Origin of the sequence: Pontibacillus halophilus JSM 076056 = DSM 19796 (assembly GCF_000425205.1) — a bacterium.
GTDB classification, from domain to species: domain Bacteria; phylum Bacillota; class Bacilli; order Bacillales; family BH030062; genus Pontibacillus_A; species Pontibacillus_A halophilus.
Map to the genome: position 1 here is coordinate 41372 of NZ_AULI01000016.1, position 24124 is coordinate 65495.

A 24124-nucleotide genomic window follows, 5' to 3' on the forward strand; every position below is an offset into this window, starting at 1 on the left:
AGCAAAGGAGGGCTAAGCGTTGAGCTTAGCCCTTTTTTTGTGTTGATAAATTCACTCGGGATTGGAAAGCTAAAGGAAACAACAATAAGGGTGTGATGGTGTGATTGAGCTACAATCTAAATTAGAAGGGCAAGTCTACGCGCTGTACGACCTTGAACAACGGTTAAAGCCTCTTGGGTATGTTATTGGGGGGAACTGGGATTATGACCATGGTTCTTTCGATTATGAAATTGATGACGAGGTGGGGTATCAATTCTTACGTGTGCCGTTTATGGCGGAAGGACGTCAATTAGATAGCAAGGATGCGACGGTACGAATAGGACGACCTTATTTACTGTCGCACAAATACCAGCAAGGCTTGGATGACAACGTTCATGTTGGCAATTTCACAGCCTCCTTTGACCAGTTCTCTGAGCCTGTGGATCCAGATGCGGAATTCCCTGAGAAATATATTGCGGTAGGAAGAGAACTGGTGGAGGAATTAGAGCAATTATTGCTGTAAAGCTGAAAGTGTAATTAAACGATCCTCTTCCTTCACAATGGTCTCGGCAGGAGGATTAATCATCACGTATCCATCCTGCCGTATGCCAATTAACAAGTCTTCAGTCTTCATGAAGTAGACTAGACAAGATTGAAAGGACTCTCCAATCAGTTCCTCTGTAGGGATGACTTCTAGGTATTGCTGGGTAGACAATTGCGTAACAAGAGCCTGGAACGGTTCAGCAGGGTCTTTGCGATACACTTCATGAAAGAATAAGGAACTCATAAAATCATTTGAACGGATCACGGAAGTTGCACCCGCACGGTAGGCATTTTTAATTTGGGCACTTGTCAATATCTCCGTAATAATGATGGCATTTGGATTAATCCCTTTCGCAGCTACAGTCGTTAAGATGCTCATTTGATCTGCTTGCTGCTCAGATAGCGATGGGTCGGATGTAATGATAATGGACCTAGCGGAAGTGGCATTTGCCCTTCCAAGCGTATCATCGATGCATGAGTTACCTTTGATGAAATGAAGATGATACTTCCGATAAGGAACGTTGTGTAGACTCTCGTCGACTAACACAATGGATTCATGGTGGATGTATTGATTCATCATATCGATTAATTGCCTCGTCCGTTCGTTCCATCCAACTAGAATCAGGTGATCGTGTCCTTTGTAAGCCACTCTTCCTTCAGATAAATCCTGCTCATGTTGGATTGTCGTTGAAGAGACTGTTGCCATATAGAAGGTTACAATTCCTCCACCGGCTAAGATAAGAAGAATTCCAGTCAATTTCCCCGCAACACTCAGTGGGACGTAATCCCCATAGCCAACCGTTGAACCTGTTACAAACGCCCACCAAATGCCATCAAAGATGGTTGGGAAGATGGCAGGCTCTATAATTCGAATCAACACTCCGAAGAAGATCATGGCCCCTATTACGGTTATTAATAATCGAAGTAAAATCGGCGTTCGAAAATACAAACTAGATAACGTACGAATAATCATGGGAACCCTCATCTACGTAGTTTTTATTCCTTATTATGGGCAAACCCATGAATTTTATAAGGGATTTGCCACTAAATAACGAACGATGAAGCTCTTTTCCAGAAAGAATAGGGCTTGAATTTTCAGAAAAGATTGATATACTAGAAAAAACTTAACAAGTCATACTCATATAATAGCGAGGATAAGGCTCGCAAGTTTCTACCGGAGAACCGTAAATTTTCTGACTATGAGTATTACGTCGTTCATGAGACTTTTCTATAAGGGAAAGGTCTATTGCGTTGTTGGCAGAACAAGGCTACATGGATTGTGTGATACTCACATAATTCATGTAGCCTTTTTTTATTGGGGTGGCTTGTGCTTAGGAGGATGTAACGAACAATGGAGACTTTACAGAAGATAATTCAATCAGAAGGCAAGGTAGTCAATGAAGGGGTGCTCAAAGTGGATGCGTTTCTCAATCATGGAATTGACCCTAAATTGATGGATCAAATCGGTCGTGAGTTCACTTCTCGGATGAAGGGTGAACAAATTACGAAAGTTGTAACCGTAGAAGCTTCAGGGATTGCTCCTGCCGTAATGGCTGGGTTGCACCTAGGTGTACCCGTTGTGTTCGCAAGAAAAGGGACATCAACAATTCACGCTGAGCACTTGTGGAAGGCGACTGCGTTCTCGTTCACCAAAGAAGCGTATTCTGAGCTGTCCATTTCTAAGGAGCTATTGAACGATGATGACCGTGTGCTCTTTATCGACGATTTCCTCGCAAATGGAGGAGCTGCAAAAGCAATCTTATCCATTATGCGTCAAAGCGGGGCAACGCTCATAGCTTATGGTGCTGTCATTGAGAAAGGTTTCCAGGGCGGAGGAGATTGGCTTCGTGGAATGGGAGTGCGAGTGGAATCACTCGTTCGTATTTCCGGACTTCAAAATGGCACCATTCAGTTTGACGAAGAAAGGGGGGCATAAGCATGAGTCAATCCTTGAAAAACGGTGTATTCGGGTTGCAGCACGTATTAGCAATGTATGCAGGTGCTGTCATCGTGCCACTTATTGTAGGAGGGGCGCTTGGGCTTAACGGTGAAGCACTGACGTATTTGGTTTCTATTGACTTGCTTATGTGTGGAGTAGCTACAATCCTTCAAGCCTTGCGTTCTCGATACATTGGCATTGGGTTGCCGGTCGTACTCGGATGTACGTTTACGGCTGTAGCGCCGATGATGGCCATTGGACAAGCATCAGGTATAACGGCTATTTATGGGGCTATTCTCGTAGCTGGAGTTTTCGTTATTGCTATTGCGCCTTTCTTTGGAAAGCTTGCTTCTTACTTCCCACCGGTTGTAACAGGTTCGGTCGTGACGATTATCGGCATCACCTTAATTCCAGTCGCGATGGGCTACATACAAGGTGAGAGTGAATCAGGTCAAGCTCCATTGACGCACCTATTTATTTCCTTCGTTGTACTAGCAACAATCATTGGTTTACAACGGCTATTTACTGGTTTCATAAGGGCCGTGTCCATTCTTATTGGACTGGTAGGCGGCAGCGTGTTGGCTTCGTTCTTCGGATTAGTGGATTTCACTGCTGTGAAAGAGGCGTCATGGTTTCATATGCCAGAACCCTTTTACTTTGGAGCGCCTACCTTTCTATGGGGTCCCATCATCACCATGATACTAGTGGCAATGGTGAGCTTAGTTGAGTCAACAGGGGTTTATTACGCCCTCGCTGACTTATCTGATCGAGAGCTTGATGAACGGGATTTAACGAATGGGTATCGTGCAGAGGGTGTCGGGATTTTGTTAGGTGGTTTCATGAATGCATTTCCTTACACAGCGTACTCTCAAAATGTCGGTTTAGTTCAATTGTCTGGAATGAGAAGTCCAAAAGTTGTTATTACCGCTGGTGTTATGCTTGTCGTAATCGGCTTTGTACCAAAGGTCGGGGCTTTGACAACGCTCATACCTGACCCTGTACTTGGGGGAGCGATGATTGCGATGTTCGGCATGGTTATGGCTTATGGAATAAAGATGCTTAGTGCAACTGACCTTGCTCGGCAAGAAAACTTACTAATTATAGCTTGTTCTGTCGGGATTGGACTTGGTGTCACAGTTTCTCCTGAGACATTTCAACTTCTACCATCGAGTGTGCAGATGCTCACTGAGAATGGAATTGTAGCTGGTAGCTTTACAGCCATTATTCTAAATGTGGCCTTAAATCATCGCCTTAAAGAAAAGTCCCAAAAGACAAAACTTAAAAAATCAAAGCAGGTGGCCTCATAAGGGTCTACGCGACTCTACTAAAATTTCAACATACAGAAGGATATACCGATAATAAACTTGAAATGAAGTAGGAGTAGAGTTGTGAAAGGAGCCTGCAACATGAACGAAACACGTGCACAAAGGCGTGGAGCGAAACGTAAGCGAAAACGAAGACTCATTATGACGATAAGCTCCCTTCTAATGATAGGGGCACTTACTTATGTCATATTCGAATTTTCTGCTGGGTTATTGAGTGCGCGAGGAGAAACGAGCGGTGATGACCAGTATGAAGACGCCTTTCATGGAGTTGAAACTCCTACAGGTAAATCCAACATTCTAGTCTTAGGGATTGATCAACGGAGTGACGAACCAACAAGGTCGGACACGATTATGGTCGCTCAATATGACGGAGACACGAATGAAGCAAAACTTGTCTCCATTATGAGAGATTCATACGTCAATGTACCTGATTATGGATGGATGAAGATCAATGCGGCTCATGCTGTAGAAGGCGGTGGGCCTGAATTGATGAGAAAGACAATCGAACAAAATTTCGGAATCCCTATTCACTATTATGCAGTCGTAGACTTTGAAGCGTTCACAGTTGCCGTAGATACGGTTGCACCTGACGGAGTGAATATAAATGTGGAGAAAGATATGTATTACAAGGACGGAGTAGGGACAATTGACCTCGATCAAGGAGAACAGCAGCTGGACGGGGAAGAGTTGTTAGGCTATGCTCGCTTTCGAAATGACCGTTATGGGGATTATAAACGTGTAGAACGCCAACAATTGGTGATGCAGGCTGTTCTTGATGAGTTTACATCGTTTACAGGACTGACAAAGCTTCCACGTATGTTAGGTACCGTAACTCCCTATATTGAGACGAACATGGACACGAAGTCAATTCTTGGCTATGGAAGACATGTTCTGTTAAATGGTACGCCATCCATTGAAACCTTTACATTGCCAAGTGACCTAACATTCAAGGAAGAACGTGTTCCGGGTGCTGGAGCGGTGCTCACATTTGACGAACAGGAAGCAAAGCAGGCAATGGAAGAGTTTTTTGAGTGATGGATAAGGATTTGACATGCCGTCATTATGATAGAAGGACAGTCTTTGACGAAGGCTGTCCTTTTTGTTTGATCATTGGTTTCAATTGTTGATATTGATATAGTAAAGGTAAGTAGAACAAGGAGGTTAGTGCTAATGGAAAAGCAACAGCAAGACTTTTTAATGGAATTGTTATCATCCCCTTCGCCTTCTAGTATGGAGATGGAGCTTCAGAAGAAATGGATGAACTACATAAAGCCTTATGCAGATGAAGTCCGTACAGACTACGCAGGGAATGTAATTGGTATTCTAAATCCTGATGCGAAATTCAAAGTGCTTCTTGCTGGTCATATAGACGAGATTGCACTTGTCGTGAACAGAATTGATGAGCAAGGTTTCCTTCACTTTGACAAGATGGGAGGCATCAACCCGAAAGCGGCTGTAGGGATGAAGGTGACGGTGCTTGGCGCTCATGGAACTGTTCCTGGTGTGATTGGGGTCAACGCCCAACATCACGGCGGATTGAAGGGTGATTTCGGTGTCGATGATTTATTTATCGATTGCGGAGCTAAGACGAAAGAAGAGATGGAGCAATTTGTGCAGATTGGGGACCTTGCTGTGTACGACCGTCAGCCCCAAATTCTGATGGAACGGTACTTGTCAGGACGTGGATTAGATAATCGTACAGGTGCCTTTATGGTAGCGGAAGTTCTTCGTCGCTTATCACAGAAAGATGTTTCTGTAGGCGTGTATGCGGCAAGTACAGTGAACGAAGAAACAAATATGGGTGGCGCCTATTTTGCGGCAGCAGGTGTGGAACCAACCATGGCGCTCGCTGTAGATGTAACGTTCGCTACAGATTATCCGGGGGTCAATCGCAACAAACATGGTGACGTTCGGTTAGATGGGGGTCCTGTATTGGCTAAAGGAGCTCCAATCAACATAAAAATCAATCGGTTGCTTGAACAATCAGCACAAGCACTCGGGCAGAAGGTTCAGTATGAGCTCACACCGAGAATGACGGGGACAGATGCCGACAAAATGCGTCTCACTGGTAAAGGGGTGCCCATTAGTCTCGTTTCATTGCCATTACGATACATGCACTCACCTGTTGAAACTGCGAGCCTAAGAGACATGGAGGAAGAGATTCAGCTCATGGTACACATGATTGAGAACCTATCAGGTGAGGAAAGCTTGAATCCGTTAGAAGACTAAACAGGTATTGCCAAAACTTTTTACTGTTCAAATCAATCATTCCTCGTTATAATGAATATCAATATAACGATTCCATCTTCGGGGCAGGGTGAAATTCCCGACCGACGGTGATGAACCCTTTGGTGTTCTAAGTCCGTGACCCGTTAAGGTTGGCAAGTATGGTTGCTTCCTTCCTTAACGGTGGACCTGGTGAGAATCCGGGACCGACAGTTACAGTCTGGATGGGAGAAGATGTCGAGCGACGTGAGGTATGTCTATACCTCTAGTTCCCTATGCTCTTTTCCCCTGAAGTTACGTATGTCTAACTTTAGGGTTTTTTTGTGCAACCAAAATTGAAAAGAACGGGTTCGAAGTGCGCTCACCTTCATCGAGATGTGAATCGAAACATGATGAAGGAGGAGATCGATGATGCTACCAAAACGAGGTCAATCATCTAATCTGCTAAAATTAATTACCATTGCGTTTATGTCAGCTATTTCCCTTGTGCTTATGTTTATTAACTTTCCACTACCGTTCTTACCGCAATATTTAAAGATCGACTTTAGTGAGGTTCCTGCTCTTGTGGCAGCACTTATTTTCTCACCACTTGCAGGGATTGCCGTAGAAGGAATTAAGAACTTACTTTTCTTAGCCTATACAGGAGATGTTATTGGTGTTATCGCCAACTTCTTCGCAGGCATGCTCTTCATCTTGCCAGTATCTATGATCTACCATAAGTTTAAGAGCACAAAGAGTATCGTTTCTGGTCTAGTGACAGGCACAATTATAATGGCAGTCGGCATGTCTGTATTGAATTATTTCTTCATCTTACCTGCTTATGCTTGGTTCTTGGGTATGGAAGAGATGAATTCCGCTCAGGTGAAATGGATTACTGTAACAGCAGGAATCTTGCCGTTTAACGCAATGAAAGGAATCATCCTTGGTGCTTTATTTGTTCCATTCTATCTAAAGCTCCAATCTTGGTTGAATCATAAACAAACGTATGCGAAAGCTTCTTAAAATGGAAGTCAAATTATAAAAGTAGCGGTTGTCCAGATGTGGACAACCGCTTTTTCGTGTGCGATGGATTAAGATTGCTTTTCCTCTTGTTCTTCTTCAATCGTGAGGCGAGCTGTTGGCATAGCTTCTAATCGTTCAAAGGGAATGGGCTCCCCTGATTTCTCTGAAACGCCGTACGTTCCATTTGAAAGTCTGTCGAGCGCTGCATCAATTTCGTCGAGGCGGTCTTGTGCGTGGTTCGTCAGCGCAGCGTTCTTGTCTTGTTCAAATTCTTCTGTTCCTGTGTCACCAGGATGGTTATCGTAATCGGCTAGTTCGCCTACAGTTGTTTCGTGTACGCCTGTATCCTCGCTATACCCATTGTGATTATCAAGTTCTTTTAACGCTTCTGTACGTAAGGATTCCAATTGGTCTTTAAGTTGCTGTTGTTGTTGCTCGGTTAACATGTCTAACACTCCTTTAAGACTTCTTCGGTACGACTCCAATCGTACAACGGGAAATGGAAATAAGTGCTTCTTCTTCGTCGGCAATGTGAATTTCAAAAACCATACTAGAGCTGCCGATGTGAACAGGTTTGGCAATGGCTCTCACTTTTCCGTCTCGCTTACTTTTCACATGATTGGCGTTAATCTCCATACCGAAGACGTTAAATTTCGTAGGGTCTACGTTAAGGTAAGCACCAATACTTGCGGCCGTTTCAGCCAAGGCAACACTGGCGCCACCGTGTAAGAATCCCATCGGTTGATGGGTACGTTCATCCACCGGCATCGATAGGATGACTTCTTCTTTCGTTAACTTCTCTTGTTCCATTCCAAGGGTGGCCATAAGTGTATGTTCGACGTTCATGGTACATCCATCCTTTCTTTGTTATATCCGATATAGGATTTCATCAAACGCTTGTATAGGTTAGTTCTAAAGATTGGCAGCAAGTTCCTTTCTAAATAGTAAATTTTCCTCTCAACGAAAGGATTTTGTCTATAGGGGTTTGATGAATGGCCTTGTAAAAGGAATTCACTCAAAAAGTCCCTTCATAGCGCAATGAAGGGACTTAGGTTAAATCGTAAAGGGTATGAGATATTGTAGCAATAAACTAATGCCGAGTAGGAACCCGTAAAAGGTATTTGTCTGTGCTGTGTATTTCATAGCTGGCAGCATTTGAAGTGGATTATTGTGCTGTGTTGAAAATACATGTACAGCATCTCGTGCTTTTTTCATACTCAGTACGACAATAAGTGACCATATTGGTAAGATACCCAATAAGATATAAAGGCCGGTTAGTAAATAAGCGAGACCAAAGAGGAAACCTAGAAAGAGGACCGCTCCTTTGTGACCAAATAGGATAGCGAGTGTTTTACGTCCATTTTCTGCGTCGCCAACTCGGTCACGAATGTTGTTAGCAAGTAGGATGGCTCCAATGAAGATTCCTACTGGAATGGAGATCCACCACACGTCCTCATGAACGAATCCGGCTTGAATGAAATAACTAATTCCAATAATGACCGGTCCCATAAAGAATCCAGATACAAGTTCTCCAAGCGGAGTGTAAGCAATTGGGAGTGGGCCACCTGTATACAAATAACCAACGCCCATTGAAATAAGACCTATAAGTGCAATCCACCATGACGTTGACGCTGAGATGTATACTCCTAAAAGCATGGAAACTAGAAAGAAGGCAATGGCTAGCCCTAGTACTTTCTTGGGTGGAATTCCATCACGGACAATTGCTCCGCCAATTCCGATACTCTGCTCGTTGTCTAACCCACGAACATAGTCGTAGTATTCATTGAACATATTTGTAGCAGCTTGAATCAGAATCGATGCCAGTAGCATGGCTACGAATAGTCCCACATGAAAGCTTCCGTCAATCGCTGCAATCATCGTCCCAACAAAGACGGGGATGAAAGAAGCGGTTAACGTATGAGGTCGCAAGAGGCGCCACCAAACTTGCCAGCCGTTTCGCTCATTAAGAGCAGTTTGAAGCTCTTTTTTATTCATTTTTTGCATCATGTTCTCTCCCTTTGATGCGATGATTAGTTTCGTTCTTGTTTAAGTTTAGGGAACGGGACAATGGCTGTCAATTGTATAAATGTTGCGATGATTTCCGGATGAAGAAGCATTTCTTGAGGAAAGTGGGAAAAGAGAATAAAATATATATGGGAAAAACGTCGTGCAGACTATTATAGTGACGTAGTGGCGTTAACGCAAATATGACTATACACCGAATCCCGCAACATCTGGGAGGTAACTGCAATGATTAAGGTGAAATCTAAATATTTTCTTAATAAGTTATATGAGGCATTAAATACGATTCAATCTGAACGTACACCTCAATTGATTAGCGTTTCGGCTCCAATTGAACATTTGAATGTCTTTGGTTTCTATCAAGCTGGTGCTCATTATGCCGGTAGTCGTTCGTTTTGGATGAATGCAGATCGAAGTTTAACGCTTGTGGGAGTTGGCTCTGCTTACACCATTGAAGCGAAATCTGACCGGTTTAAAGCGATTGAAACTGAATGGAGCAAGATACTAGAAGATGCAGACATTCACAATCAATCGGATGTTCCTGGTACAGGTCCTGTTCTGTTGGGTGGATTTTCTTTCGATCCGAATCGTACTGGGAGTGAAAAGTGGAGCAATTTCCCTGATAGCAAGTTCTCAGTGCCAATGTTCTTGTTGACTGAATATCAAGAGCAGAGCTATTTAACGGTCAATGTGTTAGTTCAGAAAGAAGACCATCTAGAGCAGCTGTACGCTCATCTGACTCAAGAAATGAATCACCTGCTTGAACATGACTTGTATAAAGAAGTGAAACCAACTGTCACAGGAACACAAGAAATTAACCCGAGTCAATGGAAGGAAACCGTGCACAAGGCCACGATGCAAATACGGGAAGGCTTCATGGATAAGGTGGTGTTAGCAAGGGAGCTCAAGGCTCAGTTCTCTCATCCATGTTCAGTTGCTACGTTGCTTGAGTCTGTGACTGAACAACAGCCTCAGAGCTTTGTGTTTGCTATTGAGAGCGGGGGAGATTGTTTCTTTGGCGCTACACCTGAACGGCTTGTTAAAGTCAATCAAGGAGAAGTGTTATCTACGTGTCTTGCCGGGACAGCTCCGCGTGGAGAAACGTTAGCGGAAGACGAACAATTAGGACAAGACTTACTCCATGATCAGAAGAATTTGCAGGAGCACGAATTCGTTGTTCAGATGATTCGGAAAGCGATCGAATCATGCAGCACGGATGTAGAAATACCAGCTGGACCTGTTCTATACCCGTTACGAAACGTCCAACATTTGTATACGCCAGTGAAAGGAAACCTTAAACAAGGATCAAGTCTTTTAAGTGTTGTAGAGCGTCTTCATCCAACGCCTGCGCTTGGAGGATTTCCTAGAGCAGAAGCGATGTCATTCATAAGAGCAGAAGAAGATATGGACCGTGGCTGGTATGCTGCTCCAGTAGGTTGGCTTGACGGCAAGTCAAATGGAGAATTTGGTGTTGCCATTCGCTCAGCTCTTCTTTCAGAGAACGAAGCCTATTTATATGCAGGCTGTGGAATCGTCGCAGACTCAGACCCAGAAGCTGAATATGAAGAGACTGCAATCAAGTTCTCTCCCATGCTTCATGTATTAGGAGGCTCACAATGAATCATACAGAAAGATTAACGAGATACGTAACGCAATTTGTGGATGAGCTTGTTCAAAGTGGAGTTACGGATGTTGTCATTTCACCAGGTTCAAGGTCCACACCTTTAGCGATGACATTTACTCAGCATAAAGGTATTAAGCAGTGGATTAATTTAGACGAACGTTCAGCTGGTTTCTTCGCCTTAGGGATGGCAAAGGAACAGAACCGTGTTGTTGCGCTCGTCTGCACCTCTGGTACAGCCGCAGCCAACTACTATCCAGCTATAGTAGAGGCCTACTATAGTCGCGTTCCTTTACTCGTGCTGACAGCAGACCGTCCTCATGAGTTAAGAGACGTAGGAGCGCCTCAGGCCATTGATCAAATCCACATGTTCCAACCATTTATCAAGTGGTTTCATGAGATGGCACTACCAGAAGGAACTGAGGAAATGCAACGATATGTACGTAGTAAAGCTTCACGAGCGGTACATGTTGCTCAAGATGGAAATAGGGCAGCAGTTCATTTGAACTTCCCGTTCCGTTCACCGCTCGTGCCAGATTTTGACCTTCCAAATGTGTGGGAGCGCACATTATCTGAAGGGTTTCATAGTAATGTGAATGGCCGCCGGCGTTTGGATGCACATGAATTAATTACACTACACGAACGGTTACAACATAAAGAGCGGCCTCTCTTTGTCGTAGGACCTCAAACAGATGAAGCGCTCCGATATGAATTGATTCAACTTGCCGAACAGTTTGGCGTTCCGCTTCTTGCCGATCCACTCTCGCAAGTGCGTAGCGGTGTTGTAGAGGAAGAAGTCATTATTGAGACGTATGATGCCATCTTGAAAAGCGAGTGGGCGCGTGAGCACTATCGACCGGATGTTGTCGTCCGCTTTGGTGCGATGCCAGTGTCGAAGCCATTTATGCTCATGCTGAATGAATACGAAGATATTGAACAGTGGATTGTAGAGGCGCATGAAGGTCACCGTGAGCCTACTTCGAGACCAGCAAACTTTGTGTACAGTGACCCGGTATTATTCTGTATGGATTACCGCGAAGCCTTTCCTCAATTCTCCTTTAATCGGAGTTGGCTTGAAACTTGGCAACGATTGAACAAGGAAGCGAAATCGATTCTATTGTCTGACAAAGAGGAGAATTCCTTAACGGAAGGTCATGTGATTTCAACCCTTCTTGATGAGCTGAATCAAGACGAAACGGTGTATATTGGGAACAGCATGGCTGTTCGAGATTTGGACACCTTCTTTATGACAACAGACAAACGAATTCGTGTCTTAGCTAATCGTGGAGCGAATGGGATAGATGGGATGGTTTCAAGTGCATTTGGCGCAGCTTCTCACGGAGCAGAAGTGACACTCGTGTTAGGTGACCTCTCGTTTTACCATGATTTAAATGGGATGCTTGTAGGGAAGCAGTATGGGCTTCCTTTACGAATTATTGTCGTTAATAACAACGGAGGCGGAATCTTCTCATTCCTACCACAAGCAGAGCAATCTACGGACTTTGAAGAGTTGTTCGGAACTCCATTTGAACTCGATTTCGAAAAAACGGTGAGCATGTATGGTGGTCGTTTCTTCAGAACACAGTCGCTGGAAGTTCTTCGAGCTCAATTAGCTACTGCTCCAAAAGGGTTGGAAGTGATTGAAGTTGTGACAAACCGGGAAATAAATGCTCAGTGGCACCGAACGAAATGGAGAGAAATTGAAGAAACCATTCGAGAGGGAGCGGAGACATGAGATATTCTATCAATGGGAATGATTATGATGTTCATGTAGCAGGGGAAGGGGAACCTATCCTTCTTCTACATGGCTTCACAGGAAAGAAAGAAACGTGGTCAACATTCCAAGAAGAATGGTCGAAGCGTTATCGCACGATTGCCGTAGATCTACCTGGTCATGGTGGCACGGAGGTGAATGCTCCGTTTACGATGGAAAACGTATGTAAGGATCTTTCGTTCTTGCTCGATGAGCTTTCAATGAAAGACGTTCACATTTTAGGGTATTCTATGGGGGGGAGGACAGCTTTGTCATTTGCGATGATGTATCCGAACCGCGTGCGTACCCTAATGCTTGAGAGTGCTTCCCCGGGCCTAAGAGCCAGTCACGAACAGCTCATGCGACAAACCAAAGATGAACAACTAGCTAAAGAAATTGAACGAAATGGTATTGTAGCATTCGTAGATCGGTGGGAACGATTGCCGATGTTCTCATCGCAACTCACACTCCCGGAGGAAACTAAGCAACAGATACGAAGTGAGCGGCTTACCCAGTCTGAATTCGGATTGGCCGCTTCATTGCGAGGAATGGGAACGGGCATTCAGCCTTCCTGGTGGGACGCAATAGGAGATTTCCATCGACCAGTTCTATTGATTACAGGAGAATTGGATGAGAAGTTTACGACGATTGCAGAAGAGATGCGGTCCGTGTTAAGTTCTGCTACCCACAAAATTGTTTCTCAATCTGGGCATGCAATTCATGTGGAACAACCGCGAAAGTTTGTTAAAATAGTAGAAGACTTCATTCAATCTAATGGATTTGAATGAAATAAGAATGAGGAGGATACATATGAGCACAGTAGAATGGGTAAATGAACGTCATTACGATGACATTCTTTACCAAACTTATAATGGTATTGCTAAGATTTCGATTAATCGTCCGGAAGTACGCAATGCTTTCCGACCTAAGACGGTAAATGAATTGATTGATGCTTTCGCATATGCGCGAGATGATTCAACAATTGGTGTCATCGTACTTGCGGGTGTAGGTGATGACGCATTCTGTGCCGGCGGCGACCAGAAAGTTCGTGGCCACGGTGGATACGTAGGAGACGACCAGGTTCCTCGCCTAAACGTATTGGATCTACAGCGCTTGATTCGTGTAATCCCTAAACCAGTTATTGCAGAAGTTTCTGGTTATGCAATCGGCGGAGGGCACGTCCTTCACGTTGTATGTGACCTAACTATAGCAGCAGACAACGCAATCTTCGGTCAAACAGGCCCTAAAGTAGGTAGCTTTGACGCAGGTTACGGTGCTGGGTATCTAGCGCGTATCGTAGGTCACAAGAAAGCACGAGAAATTTGGTACCTTTGCCGTCAATACAATGCTCAAGAGGCGAAGGAAATGGGGCTTGTAAACACGGTAGTACCATTAGACCAACTAGAAGCTGAAACGGTACAATGGTGTGAAGAAATTCTTGAGAAATCTCCAACAGCTCTTCGTTTCTTGAAGGCTTCCTTCAACGCCGACACGGATGGCTTGGCGGGTCTACAACAAATGGGTGGAGACGCTACACTTCTTTACTACACAACTGATGAAGCGAAAGAAGGCCGCGACGCATTTAAAGAAAAACGTAAACCGGACTTCAAACAGTTCCCGCGTTTCCCATAAGCCTTCCATCGAAAACCCTTGCCACACTGCAAGGGTTTTCTTCTTCATAACGAGTTCTATACTCAGAAAGGAAGATACCCCATGACTACAACTGACACAATTCCACATTGGCTAACTAAGCGGGCCCATCTTACCCCGAATCGTGTAGCTATTGTGTTTGAAGGGGACGAAATCACGTTCCAACAACTCAAGGAGAAAAGTCTTGAGAAAGCTTATTTACTTGCTTCTCTCGGCGTGCGGGAGGGAAGTCACGTCGCCGTCCTATCTCAAAATAGCCTGGAATTTACATACATTCTGCACGGATTGACGTATTTAGGAGCGATAGCTGTCCCTTTGAATACAAGGTTAACGAAACAAGAAATCTCCTATCAAATTAACGATGCAGAATGCCTTCACTTTATCTATGAGGATTCGTTTAAGGAATTTGCTGAACGAGTGAAACAAGATTGTTTAATCGTGCGCTCTGCTTCCTTTGCTCAACTAAATGAGCTAGAGCCCCTAAAACATGGCACGAAAGAAGAGTTGAAGTTGCAAGACACAAGTACGATTATTTATACGTCAGGAACAACAGGGTTTCCAAAAGGCGTTGTCCTTACGTATGGGAATCATTGGTGGAGTGCAATTGGTTCCGCACTAAACCTTGGCATTGGTGAACGTGACAAATGGTCAGCTTCGCTTCCGCTCTTTCACGTTGGGGGACTAGCAATACTTGTGCGAAGTCTTGTGTACGGAATGACGGTGCATTTACATCGAAAGTTTGATGCAGAAGAAGTTCATCATGAAATTATGCACAAAGGTGTCACGATGGTATCTGTCGTATCAGTCATGTTGGATAAATTATTAACATTACAAGGCGAGGACCGTTATCCGGACAGCTTTCGCTGCATGCTACTAGGAGGGGGGCCGGCTCCTCGGCCACTGCTGCAACGTGCGAAAGAACGTCATGTTCCTGTATTTCAGACGTATGGAATGACGGAGACAGCCTCTCAAATTGTTACGCTTAGTGCAGAAGACACACTTAGAAAGTTAGGGTCAGCTGGGAAACCCTTGTTTCAAGCCCAAATAAAGATTGTTTCAGATGAGAGGGAAGCGGCACCAGAAGAAGTAGGGGAAATTCACGTTAAGGGTCCGAGTGTGACCTCAGGATACTTTAAGCAATGGCAAGCCAATAACGATAAATTTCAAGATGGTTGGCTTGCGACTGGGGATTTAGGATATTTAGATGAGGATGGATACTTGTATGTACTCGACCGTCGAAGTGATCTTATTATTTCTGGTGGTGAGAATGTCTATCCTGCTGAGATTGAAAGTACATTGAATGCACATCCAGCCGTTCGTGAAAGTGGTGTAATTGGTGTGCCTCACGAAGAATGGGGGCAAGTCCCTGTTGCCTTCATCGTTGTTGATCAGGTAATAACAGAAGAGGAACTCCTTGAATTCAGTATAGAACGCTTAGCGAAATACAAAGTTCCACATGCCATTCATACGATACAATCCTTGCCACGGAATGCCTCTAATAAATTGGTTCGACGTGAACTTGTTCACTTATGGGAGGAGAGGAAATAGGGTGCATCTAACAACTGTTACCGTATCCGAATTAAAGAACCAGTTAAAGACCCCCTTTAAGACCCATGCAGGTGTCGTCCATGACCGGCATAGTCTGCTCATTGAATTACGGGACAAAGAAGGCAATATAGGATATGGAGAGTGCGTGGCGTTCTCTACCCCCTTCTACTCAGAAGAGACGGTCCAGACGGGATGGCACATGTTGACGGATGTATTTATTCCACATCTGAAAGCTAATTTGGAAGTAATCGAGCATCCACGCGATGTATGTCATTTGTTGAAAGGATTCCAAGGCAACCAAATGGCGAAAGCTGGGCTTGACTTGGCTGCGTGGGATTTATATGCAAAGCAACGCTCTACCCCTTTGTTTCAATTAATTGGGGGCCTGAGCGTACCGGTTGAAGTGGGTGTAGTGGTGAGTTTGTCTGAACAGATGGAAGAACTACTGCCTTATTACGAGGCCAAAGGGTATAAACGGGTTAAATTGAAGGTTCAAAAAGGAGAAGAGAAAAGAGTAATTACAAAGGCTAAACAGATTGCGCCTAATTTATCTTATATGATTGACGGCAATGGCATGTACACAGAAGAGGATATGGACTGGTTAGTGTCTCTCGACTCACTTGGCTTGCTTATGATTGAACAACCATTTCGAGCTGGCGACTTCTACCTTCATGCCCAGTTGCAACGACAGATGGAAACTCCAATCTCCCTAGATGAGACGATTACGTCTTATGCAGATGCGAAGCAAGCCATCGCTCTTCAAAGTTGTCGAATTATGAATATTAAACTTGGACGTGTAGGAGGCTTTACAGAAGCCCTTCGAATCTATGACCTATGTCGGGCTCATGGAATCCCTTTATGGTGTGGAGGGATGCTTGAGCTTGGGGTATCGCGAGCACATAGCTTAGCACTTTCATCGCTTGCAGGGTTTACGATACCTGGAGATATCTCTGCCTCATCTCGGTATTGGCACAGGGATATTACGAAGCCTCCTATTGAGCTTGTGAATGGGAAACTTCCCTTGCCGGAAGGGGAGGGGATTGGATACCAACTTGATTTGGAACAGGTAAATCACATGACCCTTTCCCGCTACGAATTTAACTTTTAATTCTAAGTACTTTTTCCAGGCTTTTCGCATACGATATAAAGTCAAACATATGGACGATGCTATCCGATTTGTTCGAGGGTCATCATGCGACCTTTAGGTTCAGCAAGCGAGGGATTTGTATTTAGTTTATTTAGCAGTAGCGAACCTAGCAGTTGTTCTAATTCTTCTTTGCTACATTGATTCATTACATCAAGCAAATCCTCCCGATTCATTTGTTCAAGAATGGAATAGACAAATAACGATACATATTGATCTTCATCAAAATGACGTTTGTACATATTCGATAGCTCATGGGCAAATTTCACGTGTGTTCTTCCTCTCTTCACTTTTTTGAAAGCGTTGCTTTTGTCATACCTTATGCGGCTTTTTAGAAATGTTGTTCATAATTTGTAAAAAGTCTGCAGAAAGTAAGAACAGGAGGATGACGCTATGGAGAAAAAGCACACATTTTACATTAACCTTGGAACACGGGAAATCTCTCAAGTGCACGAAGGAAACAATGATGTGTTTACAATCGAGGCAACGATGGAAGAAATGTTCCGCCTTCGTCAGGTCTTGGATGAGGCATACAATGCGGATGGACGAGCATTCTTGCGAGCGCACATACCCTACAAGCATTATTCAGAGGACCCTGAAAACGATGATTACGACAACTCACTTAGAATGGCATATCGGATGTTGTATGACCTCGGAGATGAAGACACGAAAGCTTTTATTCATTCTATTCGAATGGACGAAGAAGCCGATTCTTCTGAAATTAATGGTGAACAAGACCCGTTTCAATAGTAAAGAAGGTGTATGTGGATGTCGGTGACGACAATCTGCGAGCTACCCCTCGCCTGGAGAGAAATAGTTCCTGGCGGGGGTTTTATTTATGTTGTAGCATCCATTCAGACATAGAATGTATCATGAATGTTCTATGAATCTAGTATTTTTTTCACACTTTCCTTCTCTAGATGGTTTACTCGTTCGTGAAAAAGGTAAAAATTCAACTAACGAACCATTAAGATTAGGGGGAAGTTATATGTACACCAAGAACAAAAGATTGATGACGGTCGTGTTGACTAGCTTTATGCTATTATTTACATTTCATTCTGGAGCATCTCATCCAACTGTCGACGCACAGTCCATTCAACTAGCAGCATCGCATAAGGGAAGCACCACAGCGACACAGAAGAAAATGAAACCCGAGAATAAAGACCAAGAGCTAACCGATGAGAAGATAAAGCGCATGACTTCTCTGTTTATGGAGAAGCTTGTACAAGATACCAATGAAGACTATAAAGTGTTAAACTATGATTCAAAAGCAGAATTGATTCAATCCTTTGAATCAATTAGCTCTAAAACCCTTGCAAAGAAGTATGTTGATTTTTATTATAAGGAATACGATGACGGACTTTACTTAATTCCAATGGATACTCCGCCGTGGTTTGATCCACAACAGAATTACGAAATTACCAATGTATCGTCAAATGAAGTACAATTGAAGCAGGATAACAAGAATGAACTGTATGGCGATTATTCAATCTCTATGACTTTTTCTAAAGAAGAGGGCTCATGGAAGCTGGTTGACGTTGTTCATTCTTAAGAAATGATGCACTTAAAGGCAGTTGATGGAATGTGATGACGTTTTATGATTATTATAACAACCAGGTGAAGCTATCTTTCACGAAGAACCCTTTCTCAGAGGACCCTCGACATGTTTGGGTGATTAGCCGGTTTAACAACAAATGGCTCTTGACTGAACATAAAGACCGAGGTCTTGAATTTCCGGGCGGAAAGGTGGAGAAAGGTGAAACACCTGAAGATGCGGCAGTTCGAGAAGTGATGGAAGAGACTGGCGGGAAGGTTGCTTCACTTGAATATATCGGACAATATGAAGTAGAAGGTAAGGGTGGAAACATCGTCAAGAATATCTATTTCGCTCATATAGATGCTTTAGAAGAGCAATCGAGTTACTTTGAAACGAAAGGTCCGGTATGTTTAACCCAATTGCCTGCTACGATTGAGCAGGATGGGAAGTTTAGTTTCATGATGAAAGACGGTGTACTCCCACACAGTCTCGAATACGTAAAAAAGGCTCAGCTTATGTAATAGCTGAGCCTTTCCTTTGTCTTATATACGCTACAGTTCTATTGCTTTATTATAGCTCGCTCTAATCGTTCTACAGCTTTATACATGAAGTAAGCAAAAACGGCAATTAAGAGGAGGCTGGATAAGACAAGTGTAAAATCGAACACTTGAAATCCATAGATGATTAAGTAGCCTAGCCCTTGCTTCGATACAAGAAATTCCCCAACCATAATCCCTACCCAGGATAGACCTACATTGACTTTAAATGTAGAGATGATAGCCGGAAAGGTCGCTGGTAAGACTGCTTCTTTGAAGATTTGATAACGGTTCGCTCCGAAACTCTTAAGAACTTTTAAATAGTTTCCATCGACTTCACGAAAGGCAGCATACACCACAAGGGTGGTGATAATGACGGAAATAATCGCTCCCATGGCTATGATGGATACGTAGCCTGGTCCGAGGGCAACGATGATAATCGGGCCTAATGCTACTTTCGGCATGGCGTTTAGAACAACGAGGTAAGGGTCAAGGATATTCGACAATCGTGGATACCACCACAGAAGAGCGGCCAGTGTAACGCCAAGTAGTGTTCCGATTACGAAGCCGGCGATTGTCTCTAATAACGTTACTTGCACATGCACCCAGAGTGTCCCATCAAGAGCTTTCGTCTTTAGTAGTGTGACAATCTTAGAAGGGGAGCTAAACAATAGTGGATCTATCCATCTCAATCTGCTGCTTAGTTCCCATAAACCAAAGAAGGCGATGCAAATGATGAGTTGCCATCCAATGACGAGCAAGCGTTCTTGTCTGACCTTCTGCTGGTAAAGAAGAAACCGTCTGTCATCCTGTGGCTGAATCAAGTGCATTCAACTCCTTCCATATGGACTGGAATGTCGATTGGAAATCAGGGTGCTGTCTCGCTTCGAAAGGGGGAAGCAGACGTATAGAATCGGGTATCGTAAACGTTCTTGCGATTTCGCCGGGGTTCGCTTTCAGCAAATAGATTCGGTCGCTCATGGCGATTGCTTCTTCAATGTCATGGGTGACCAACACGGAAGTTTGTTCGTATTCGGTCAGTTTATCCGCAACTAGATTTTCAAGTTTCAGCTTTGTTTGATAGTCAAGAGCGGAGAAAGGTTCATCTAGTAAGACAATCTTTGGGTCTGTGCATAAAGTTCTGGCTAATGCAGCCCGTTGTCTCATACCGCCTGACAACTCTCTTGGATAGGATTCACGCACATGGCCGACTCCCATCTGTTGCAATAGATCGACAGCCTTTTGTTTAAGAATATCTGGCACAGAACCTTTATGTTGAATTTTAGGCCCTAGCGTAACGTTTTCTTCAATGGTTTTCCAAGGGAACAAGTAATCTTGTTGAAGCATATAACCGATGTAATCCGTTCTAGAGTGTCGTCCTCCTTCTATGAGCACATTTCCTTCTGTTGGTTTGACAAGCCCTGAAATAATAGAGAGGAGGGTGCTCTTTCCGCACCCACTCGGTCCAAGGAGTGAAATGAACTCGCCTTTCTCAACAGTTAACGTAATCGAATGGAGGGCTTTCGTATAGGTCGATTTACTGAAGTATTGGTGGGATACGTTGTCAACTTGCAGGAAGCTCATCTCGTTTCCCTCCTATTCTTCGATAATTTCATTGGCAATCTCGAAGTTCACTAACTCTCCGTATGGGACATCTGCCGGTAATTCCGAAGCCTCATCCATAATGGTCTTTAAATTGTTCCATTCCTCCTCATCTAATAAAGGATTTTCCGCATATGACCCTTGTTGTTTATACCGGTCCACCACGGTTTCAATTAACTCAAGTTCTGTATCTTCAAAGTAAGGTTGAATGACCTCGGCAGTCTCTTTCGCGCTATGGTCCTGCACCCATTGTTGGGCTTTATAAAGCGCCCGTGTGAATTTCACAATGGATTCTTCGTTTTCCTCTAAATAGCTCTCTTTAGACATGTAAGCTGTATAGGGGACGTGACCAGATTCCTCTCCAAATGATGCAACAATAAACCCTTTCCCTTCCTGTTCAAATAAACTTGCAGTAGGCTCAAATAGCTGTACATAATCACCAGTACCTGAAGCATAGGCATTTGCGATGTTTTGAAAGTCAATATTCTGGATTAGTTCCATGTCTTGGTGTGGGTCAACCCCATTTTGCTTCAGTACATATTCCCCAACCATTTGAGGCATCCCACCCTTACGCTGACCAAGAAGCGTCTGTCCCTTCATTTCTTCCCACTGGAAGTCCTCATCGGCCTCTCGAGCAACTAGAAAGGTTCCATCTGTCTGAGTGAGTTGCCCAAAGTTAATAACCGGATCGTTTGCTTCTTGACTGTATACATAAATCGATGTCTCAGAGCCTACAAGCGCTACATCTGCGCCGTCCGAGAGTAGTGTGGTCATCGTCTTGTCTCCGCCCCAAGTGGTTGTCAGCTCAACTTCAAGACCCTCCTCTTCAAAGTAGCCCTTCTCAAGTGCCACGTATTGAGGCGCATAGAAGATTGAACGAGTTACTTCAGCCACGCGGATGGTTTGTGATTGATTCGAACACGCTACTAATGGGAAAATAAGCATTAGTATAAGAAATGAACATACGATGATACGCCAATATTTCATGTTGTAAGGCCTCCTAGTTAGATGACAAACATCTAAGATACTTTATCGTATGTACGCTACAAAATTGTGTGAATGCCTAGAAAGGATATGCTATGAAGAATGGAACAATCGTACACAGTCAACGGTATCCATCCCCCCATCCTCAGATGGAGGTAGAACTCGTGACGTATATAAGTGATGGGCTTAAAGTAAAAGGATTTCTCGTAAAGCCTAAAGGGGAGGGGGAGTACCCTGGGTTTTTATACTTAAGAGGTGGCATCAAGAACGTTGGACGGGTGCGGATAGGTCGCTTAATTCAATTTGCTTCAGAAGGATTTGTCGTATTTGCCCCATGTTACCGTGGCAATCTTGGAGGCGAAGGGGCAGAGGATTTCGCTCTAGCAGACCGTCAAGATGCAACAAGTGGGATGATGGTGCTTCAACAACTTCCTTACGTGACAGATGAGTTATATGCGTTTGGATTCTCACGAGGCGGAGTCATGGCGCTTTGGGTAGCGATTGAACATCCTGGGGTAAAGAAGGTAGTGACGTGGGGAGGCGTAAGCGACGTTTCCCTGACCTACTGGGAAAGAGAAGATCTTCGGCGTATGCTGAAGCGAGTTGTTGGAGGTAGCCCAAATAAATATCCAGAGCGTTATGAAGCGCGCACACCACTATCAAGGTTAGAAGAACTCGCCGCTCCGGTTCTCATTATTCACGGCTACTACGATGTCAATGTGTCTGTTGAACATGCGAGGACGTTAGAAACACGGTTACAGGAAGTTGGGACACCTGTGTCCAGCTGGGTTTATTATGACCTGGATCATTATTTCCCGCCTGCGATTAATCGAAAGACGGTTAAGAGGTTGTGTCAGTGGTTGAGAGAATAATCAGTTGAGAAGTGTCAGGCTCCTTCTGTATCACTTGAGCAGTAAACAAGACGCCCCTTCTCCAAGCCCTAAGGGCTAGGAGAAGGGGCGTCTCGTTTTTATAAGCATAAGTGGACCGGATCATCGCTTGTTCATGAATGTTACTTTCTCTTAAGAGAGTTCATTTTTAATTTGCATTCACAAGACTGAGCCTTCTTTTTACGTTGTAAATAAAGGACCCGCTTGGCGTATGGCTGGGTCAATCCCTTCAAACTTTTGGAAGTTTGTGTGGAATTTATTTGCAAGTTCTTTGGCTTTCTTCTCATAGCTGTCGGTGTCTTTCCAATTCTTACGAGGAACTAGTACTTCGTCTGGCACACCTGGTACATAGGTTGGGATATGGAGGCCGAAGATTGGGTCTTCCATTGTTTCCGTCGAATCGAGTTCTCCCTCCAACGCAGCGCGAACCATGGATCGTGTATAAGAGAGGCGAATGCGACCTCCTTCTCCGTAAGCGCCCCCAGTCCACCCCGTATTCACGAGAAATACATTTGCGTTAAATTGAGAAATTTTATCTCCGAGCATGCGTGCATAGGTTGATGCATGACGAGGCAGGAATGGAGAACCAAAGCACGTTGAAAATGTAGCTTCTGGAGCTGTTACCCCGCGTTCTGTTCCTGCAAGCTTACTCGTATAGCCGCTTAAGAAATGATACATCGCCTGTTCTTTCGTAAGCTTACTAATAGGAGGAAGAACGCCGAATGCATCTGCAGTTAGAAAGACAATGGTGTGGGGATGACCTGCTATGCTAGGTGTTACGATATTATCTATATTTGTAAGTGGATATGCAGCGCGTGTGTTCTCGGTTAACGAAGTGTCATCGTAATCCGCTTCTTTAGAGAATTCATTTAAGACGACATTCTCTAATACAGCACCGAATCGAATGGCATTATAGATTTGCGGTTCCTTCTCCTCAGAAAGGTTGATGCATTTCGCATAACAACCCCCTTCAATATTAAATACACCATGGTTCGACCACCCGTGCTCATCATCTCCAATGAGTTTCCTGTGGGAATCAGCAGAAAGAGTGGTCTTCCCTGTTCCTGATAGACCGAAGAAGAGAGCTACATCGCCTTCTTGACCTACGTTAGCTGAACAGTGCATCGGAAGAATATCTTGCTTTGGAAGTAAGTAGTTCATGACAGAAAAGATTGATTTCTTAATTTCGCCAGCATACTCCGTACCGCCGATTAATATGACTCGCTCTTTAAAGGAGATAATAACAAACGCCTCTGAATTCGTGCCATCTACTGCAGGATTTGCTTTGAAATCTGGTGCAGAAACAACCGTGAATTCTGCTAAATGGTAAAGGTATTCATCGTCTTCAGGTCGAATGAATAATTGATGCGCAAAAAGGTTGTGCCACGCATACTCATTAATTACCTGAATGGGAAGTCTTGATTTCGGGTCAGCCCCTGCAAAGCCTTTAAATACAAAGACTTCTTCTTTATTTGAAAGGTAATCCATCACTTTCTCGTATAGTTGATGAAACACATTCTCACTGATGGGTTGGTTAACGGCTCCCCAATCAACGGTATGTTCTGTTTCTTCGTCTTTTACAATAAATTTATCTCTAGGGGAGCGGCCTGTATATGCTCCTGTAGTGGTGCGAATGGCTCCAGTGTTCGTTAAGGAACCCTCGTTACGGCTAAGAATCTTCTCCACTAATTCGGCCACGGACAGATTTTTTAACATGTGATCCTGCTCTAACAACTCACTTAAACGTTCTTTTTGGTTTACGGTGTTCATATAAACAGAACCTGCCTTTTTATTAAATTTCTAAACCCCTTTTTCATGTAAGC

The 24124-nt window shown here is 43.9% G+C and carries 25 protein-coding genes and 2 riboswitches; of the genes, 16 read left to right on the top strand and 9 right to left on the bottom strand.

Annotation, left to right across the window (positions count from 1 at the left end):
- Nucleotides 1-100: 100 nt before the first annotated feature.
- Nucleotides 101-502: a YugN-like family protein gene (locus H513_RS0114610; protein ID WP_026801390.1), complete on the top strand. Its 402-nt coding sequence runs from the start codon at nt 101-103 to the stop codon at nt 500-502.
- On the opposite strand, the gene H513_RS0114615 is transcribed toward H513_RS0114610, so the two are convergent.
- Complete coding sequence (locus H513_RS0114615; RefSeq protein WP_026801391.1) at nt 491-1495, bottom strand: potassium channel family protein; 1005 nt, start codon at nt 1493-1495, stop codon at nt 491-493. The genes H513_RS0114610 and H513_RS0114615 overlap by 12 nt on opposite strands.
- Before the next feature lie 145 nt (nt 1496-1640).
- Nucleotides 1641-1742, top strand: a riboswitch (purine riboswitch).
- Between the two features lie 131 nt (nt 1743-1873).
- Between H513_RS0114615 and H513_RS0114620 the strand changes: the two genes are divergently transcribed.
- The 5 genes from H513_RS0114620 to H513_RS0114640 all read left to right on the top strand — a co-directional run bounded on the left by H513_RS0114620 (nt 1874) and on the right by H513_RS0114640 (nt 7014).
- Complete coding sequence (locus tag H513_RS0114620; protein ID WP_026801392.1) at nt 1874-2458, top strand: xanthine phosphoribosyltransferase; 585 nt, start codon at nt 1874-1876, stop codon at nt 2456-2458.
- A 2-nt stretch (nt 2459-2460) separates the two neighbouring features.
- Nucleotides 2461-3768 (top strand): nucleobase:cation symporter-2 family protein, encoded by a 1308-nt coding sequence (locus H513_RS0114625; protein ID WP_026801393.1) that lies wholly within the window; start codon nt 2461-2463, stop codon nt 3766-3768.
- A 99-nt stretch (nt 3769-3867) separates the two neighbouring features.
- Nucleotides 3868-4821: an LCP family protein gene (locus tag H513_RS0114630; RefSeq protein ID WP_026801394.1), complete on the top strand. Its 954-nt coding sequence runs from the start codon at nt 3868-3870 to the stop codon at nt 4819-4821.
- A 135-nt stretch (nt 4822-4956) separates the two neighbouring features.
- Nucleotides 4957-6015: a M20/M25/M40 family metallo-hydrolase gene (locus tag H513_RS0114635; protein WP_026801395.1), complete on the top strand. Its 1059-nt coding sequence runs from the start codon at nt 4957-4959 to the stop codon at nt 6013-6015.
- A gap of 70 nt (nt 6016-6085) precedes the next feature.
- Nucleotides 6086-6252, top strand: a riboswitch (FMN riboswitch).
- Nucleotides 6253-6420: 168 nt separating this feature from the next.
- Complete coding sequence (locus H513_RS0114640) at nt 6421-7014, top strand: ECF transporter S component (RefSeq protein WP_154655264.1); 594 nt, start codon at nt 6421-6423, stop codon at nt 7012-7014.
- A 68-nt stretch (nt 7015-7082) separates the two neighbouring features.
- Here the strand turns inward: H513_RS0114640 and H513_RS0114645 are convergent, their stop codons facing one another.
- The 3 genes from H513_RS0114645 to H513_RS0114655 form a co-directional block, all read right to left on the bottom strand.
- Nucleotides 7083-7460 carry a TraR/DksA C4-type zinc finger protein gene (locus tag H513_RS0114645; protein WP_026801397.1) on the bottom strand — a complete coding sequence of 126 codons (378 nt, stop codon included), beginning with the start codon at nt 7458-7460 and terminating at the stop codon, nt 7083-7085.
- Between the two features lie 13 nt (nt 7461-7473).
- Nucleotides 7474-7860 (bottom strand): hotdog fold thioesterase, encoded by a 387-nt coding sequence (locus H513_RS0114650; protein ID WP_026801398.1) that lies wholly within the window; start codon nt 7858-7860, stop codon nt 7474-7476.
- Nucleotides 7861-8067: 207 nt separating this feature from the next.
- Nucleotides 8068-9018 carry a 1,4-dihydroxy-2-naphthoate polyprenyltransferase gene (locus H513_RS0114655; protein ID WP_026801399.1) on the bottom strand — a complete coding sequence of 317 codons (951 nt, stop codon included), beginning with the start codon at nt 9016-9018 and terminating at the stop codon, nt 8068-8070.
- A 246-nt stretch (nt 9019-9264) separates the two neighbouring features.
- Between H513_RS0114655 and H513_RS0114660 the strand changes: the two genes are divergently transcribed.
- From H513_RS0114660 to menC, 6 genes are all read left to right on the top strand, one after another.
- Complete coding sequence (locus H513_RS0114660) at nt 9265-10656, top strand: isochorismate synthase (RefSeq protein WP_026801400.1); 1392 nt, start codon at nt 9265-9267, stop codon at nt 10654-10656.
- Entirely contained in the window at nt 10653-12392 is a 1740-nt protein-coding gene (gene menD, locus H513_RS0114665; RefSeq protein ID WP_026801401.1) for a 2-succinyl-5-enolpyruvyl-6-hydroxy-3-cyclohexene-1-carboxylic-acid synthase, read from the top strand. Before H513_RS0114660 ends, menD begins: the two co-directional genes overlap by 4 nt.
- Nucleotides 12389-13198, top strand: coding sequence for a 2-succinyl-6-hydroxy-2,4-cyclohexadiene-1-carboxylate synthase (menH, locus tag H513_RS0114670; protein WP_026801402.1), 810 nt, complete (start codon nt 12389-12391; stop codon nt 13196-13198). Before menD ends, menH begins: the two co-directional genes overlap by 4 nt.
- A gap of 22 nt (nt 13199-13220) precedes the next feature.
- The gene (menB, locus tag H513_RS0114675; protein WP_026801403.1) at nt 13221-14042 is read left to right on the top strand and encodes a 1,4-dihydroxy-2-naphthoyl-CoA synthase; all 822 of its coding nucleotides are present in this window, start codon (nt 13221-13223) and stop codon (nt 14040-14042) included.
- Nucleotides 14043-14123: 81 nt separating this feature from the next.
- Complete coding sequence (locus H513_RS0114680) at nt 14124-15608, top strand: o-succinylbenzoate--CoA ligase (RefSeq protein WP_026801404.1); 1485 nt, start codon at nt 14124-14126, stop codon at nt 15606-15608.
- A 1-nt stretch (nt 15609) separates the two neighbouring features.
- Nucleotides 15610-16716: an o-succinylbenzoate synthase gene (menC, locus tag H513_RS20380; protein WP_036770620.1), complete on the top strand. Its 1107-nt coding sequence runs from the start codon at nt 15610-15612 to the stop codon at nt 16714-16716.
- A gap of 59 nt (nt 16717-16775) precedes the next feature.
- Here menC and H513_RS0114690 read toward each other — a convergent pair whose 3' ends face one another.
- A complete protein-coding gene (locus tag H513_RS0114690) occupies nt 16776-17021 on the bottom strand; it encodes a DUF6154 family protein (protein WP_026801405.1) in 246 nt (81 codons plus the stop codon).
- 124 nt (nt 17022-17145) lie between these two features.
- Here H513_RS0114690 and H513_RS20385 point away from each other — a divergent pair, with 124 nt between their 5' ends.
- The 3 genes from H513_RS20385 to ytkD all read left to right on the top strand — a co-directional run bounded on the left by H513_RS20385 (nt 17146) and on the right by ytkD (nt 18810).
- The gene (locus H513_RS20385; RefSeq protein ID WP_051240042.1) at nt 17146-17502 is read left to right on the top strand and encodes a hypothetical protein; all 357 of its coding nucleotides are present in this window, start codon (nt 17146-17148) and stop codon (nt 17500-17502) included.
- 238 nt (nt 17503-17740) lie between these two features.
- Nucleotides 17741-18304 carry a hypothetical protein gene (locus tag H513_RS20390; protein WP_051240044.1) on the top strand — a complete coding sequence of 188 codons (564 nt, stop codon included), beginning with the start codon at nt 17741-17743 and terminating at the stop codon, nt 18302-18304.
- 35 nt (nt 18305-18339) lie between these two features.
- A complete protein-coding gene (gene ytkD / locus H513_RS0114705) occupies nt 18340-18810 on the top strand; it encodes an RNA deprotection pyrophosphohydrolase (protein WP_081658305.1) in 471 nt (156 codons plus the stop codon).
- A 38-nt stretch (nt 18811-18848) separates the two neighbouring features.
- Here ytkD and H513_RS0114710 read toward each other — a convergent pair whose 3' ends face one another.
- From H513_RS0114710 to H513_RS0114720, 3 genes are read right to left on the bottom strand one after another with little or no spacing between them, the layout of a single operon-like run.
- A complete protein-coding gene (locus H513_RS0114710; protein WP_231572139.1) occupies nt 18849-19649 on the bottom strand; it encodes an ABC transporter permease in 801 nt (266 codons plus the stop codon).
- Entirely contained in the window at nt 19630-20409 is a 780-nt protein-coding gene (locus H513_RS0114715) for an ABC transporter ATP-binding protein (RefSeq protein ID WP_026801408.1), read from the bottom strand. Before H513_RS0114715 ends, H513_RS0114710 begins: the two co-directional genes overlap by 20 nt.
- Before the next feature lie 12 nt (nt 20410-20421).
- Nucleotides 20422-21414, bottom strand: coding sequence for an ABC transporter substrate-binding protein (locus tag H513_RS0114720; RefSeq protein WP_026801409.1), 993 nt, complete (start codon nt 21412-21414; stop codon nt 20422-20424).
- 92 nt (nt 21415-21506) lie between these two features.
- Here H513_RS0114720 and H513_RS0114725 point away from each other — a divergent pair, with 92 nt between their 5' ends.
- Nucleotides 21507-22283 carry an alpha/beta hydrolase family protein gene (locus H513_RS0114725; protein WP_026801410.1) on the top strand — a complete coding sequence of 259 codons (777 nt, stop codon included), beginning with the start codon at nt 21507-21509 and terminating at the stop codon, nt 22281-22283.
- A gap of 198 nt (nt 22284-22481) precedes the next feature.
- On the opposite strand, the gene pckA is transcribed toward H513_RS0114725, so the two are convergent.
- Nucleotides 22482-24071 carry a phosphoenolpyruvate carboxykinase (ATP) gene (gene pckA, locus H513_RS0114730; RefSeq protein ID WP_026801411.1) on the bottom strand — a complete coding sequence of 530 codons (1590 nt, stop codon included), beginning with the start codon at nt 24069-24071 and terminating at the stop codon, nt 22482-22484.
- Nucleotides 24072-24124 lie beyond the last annotated feature (53 nt).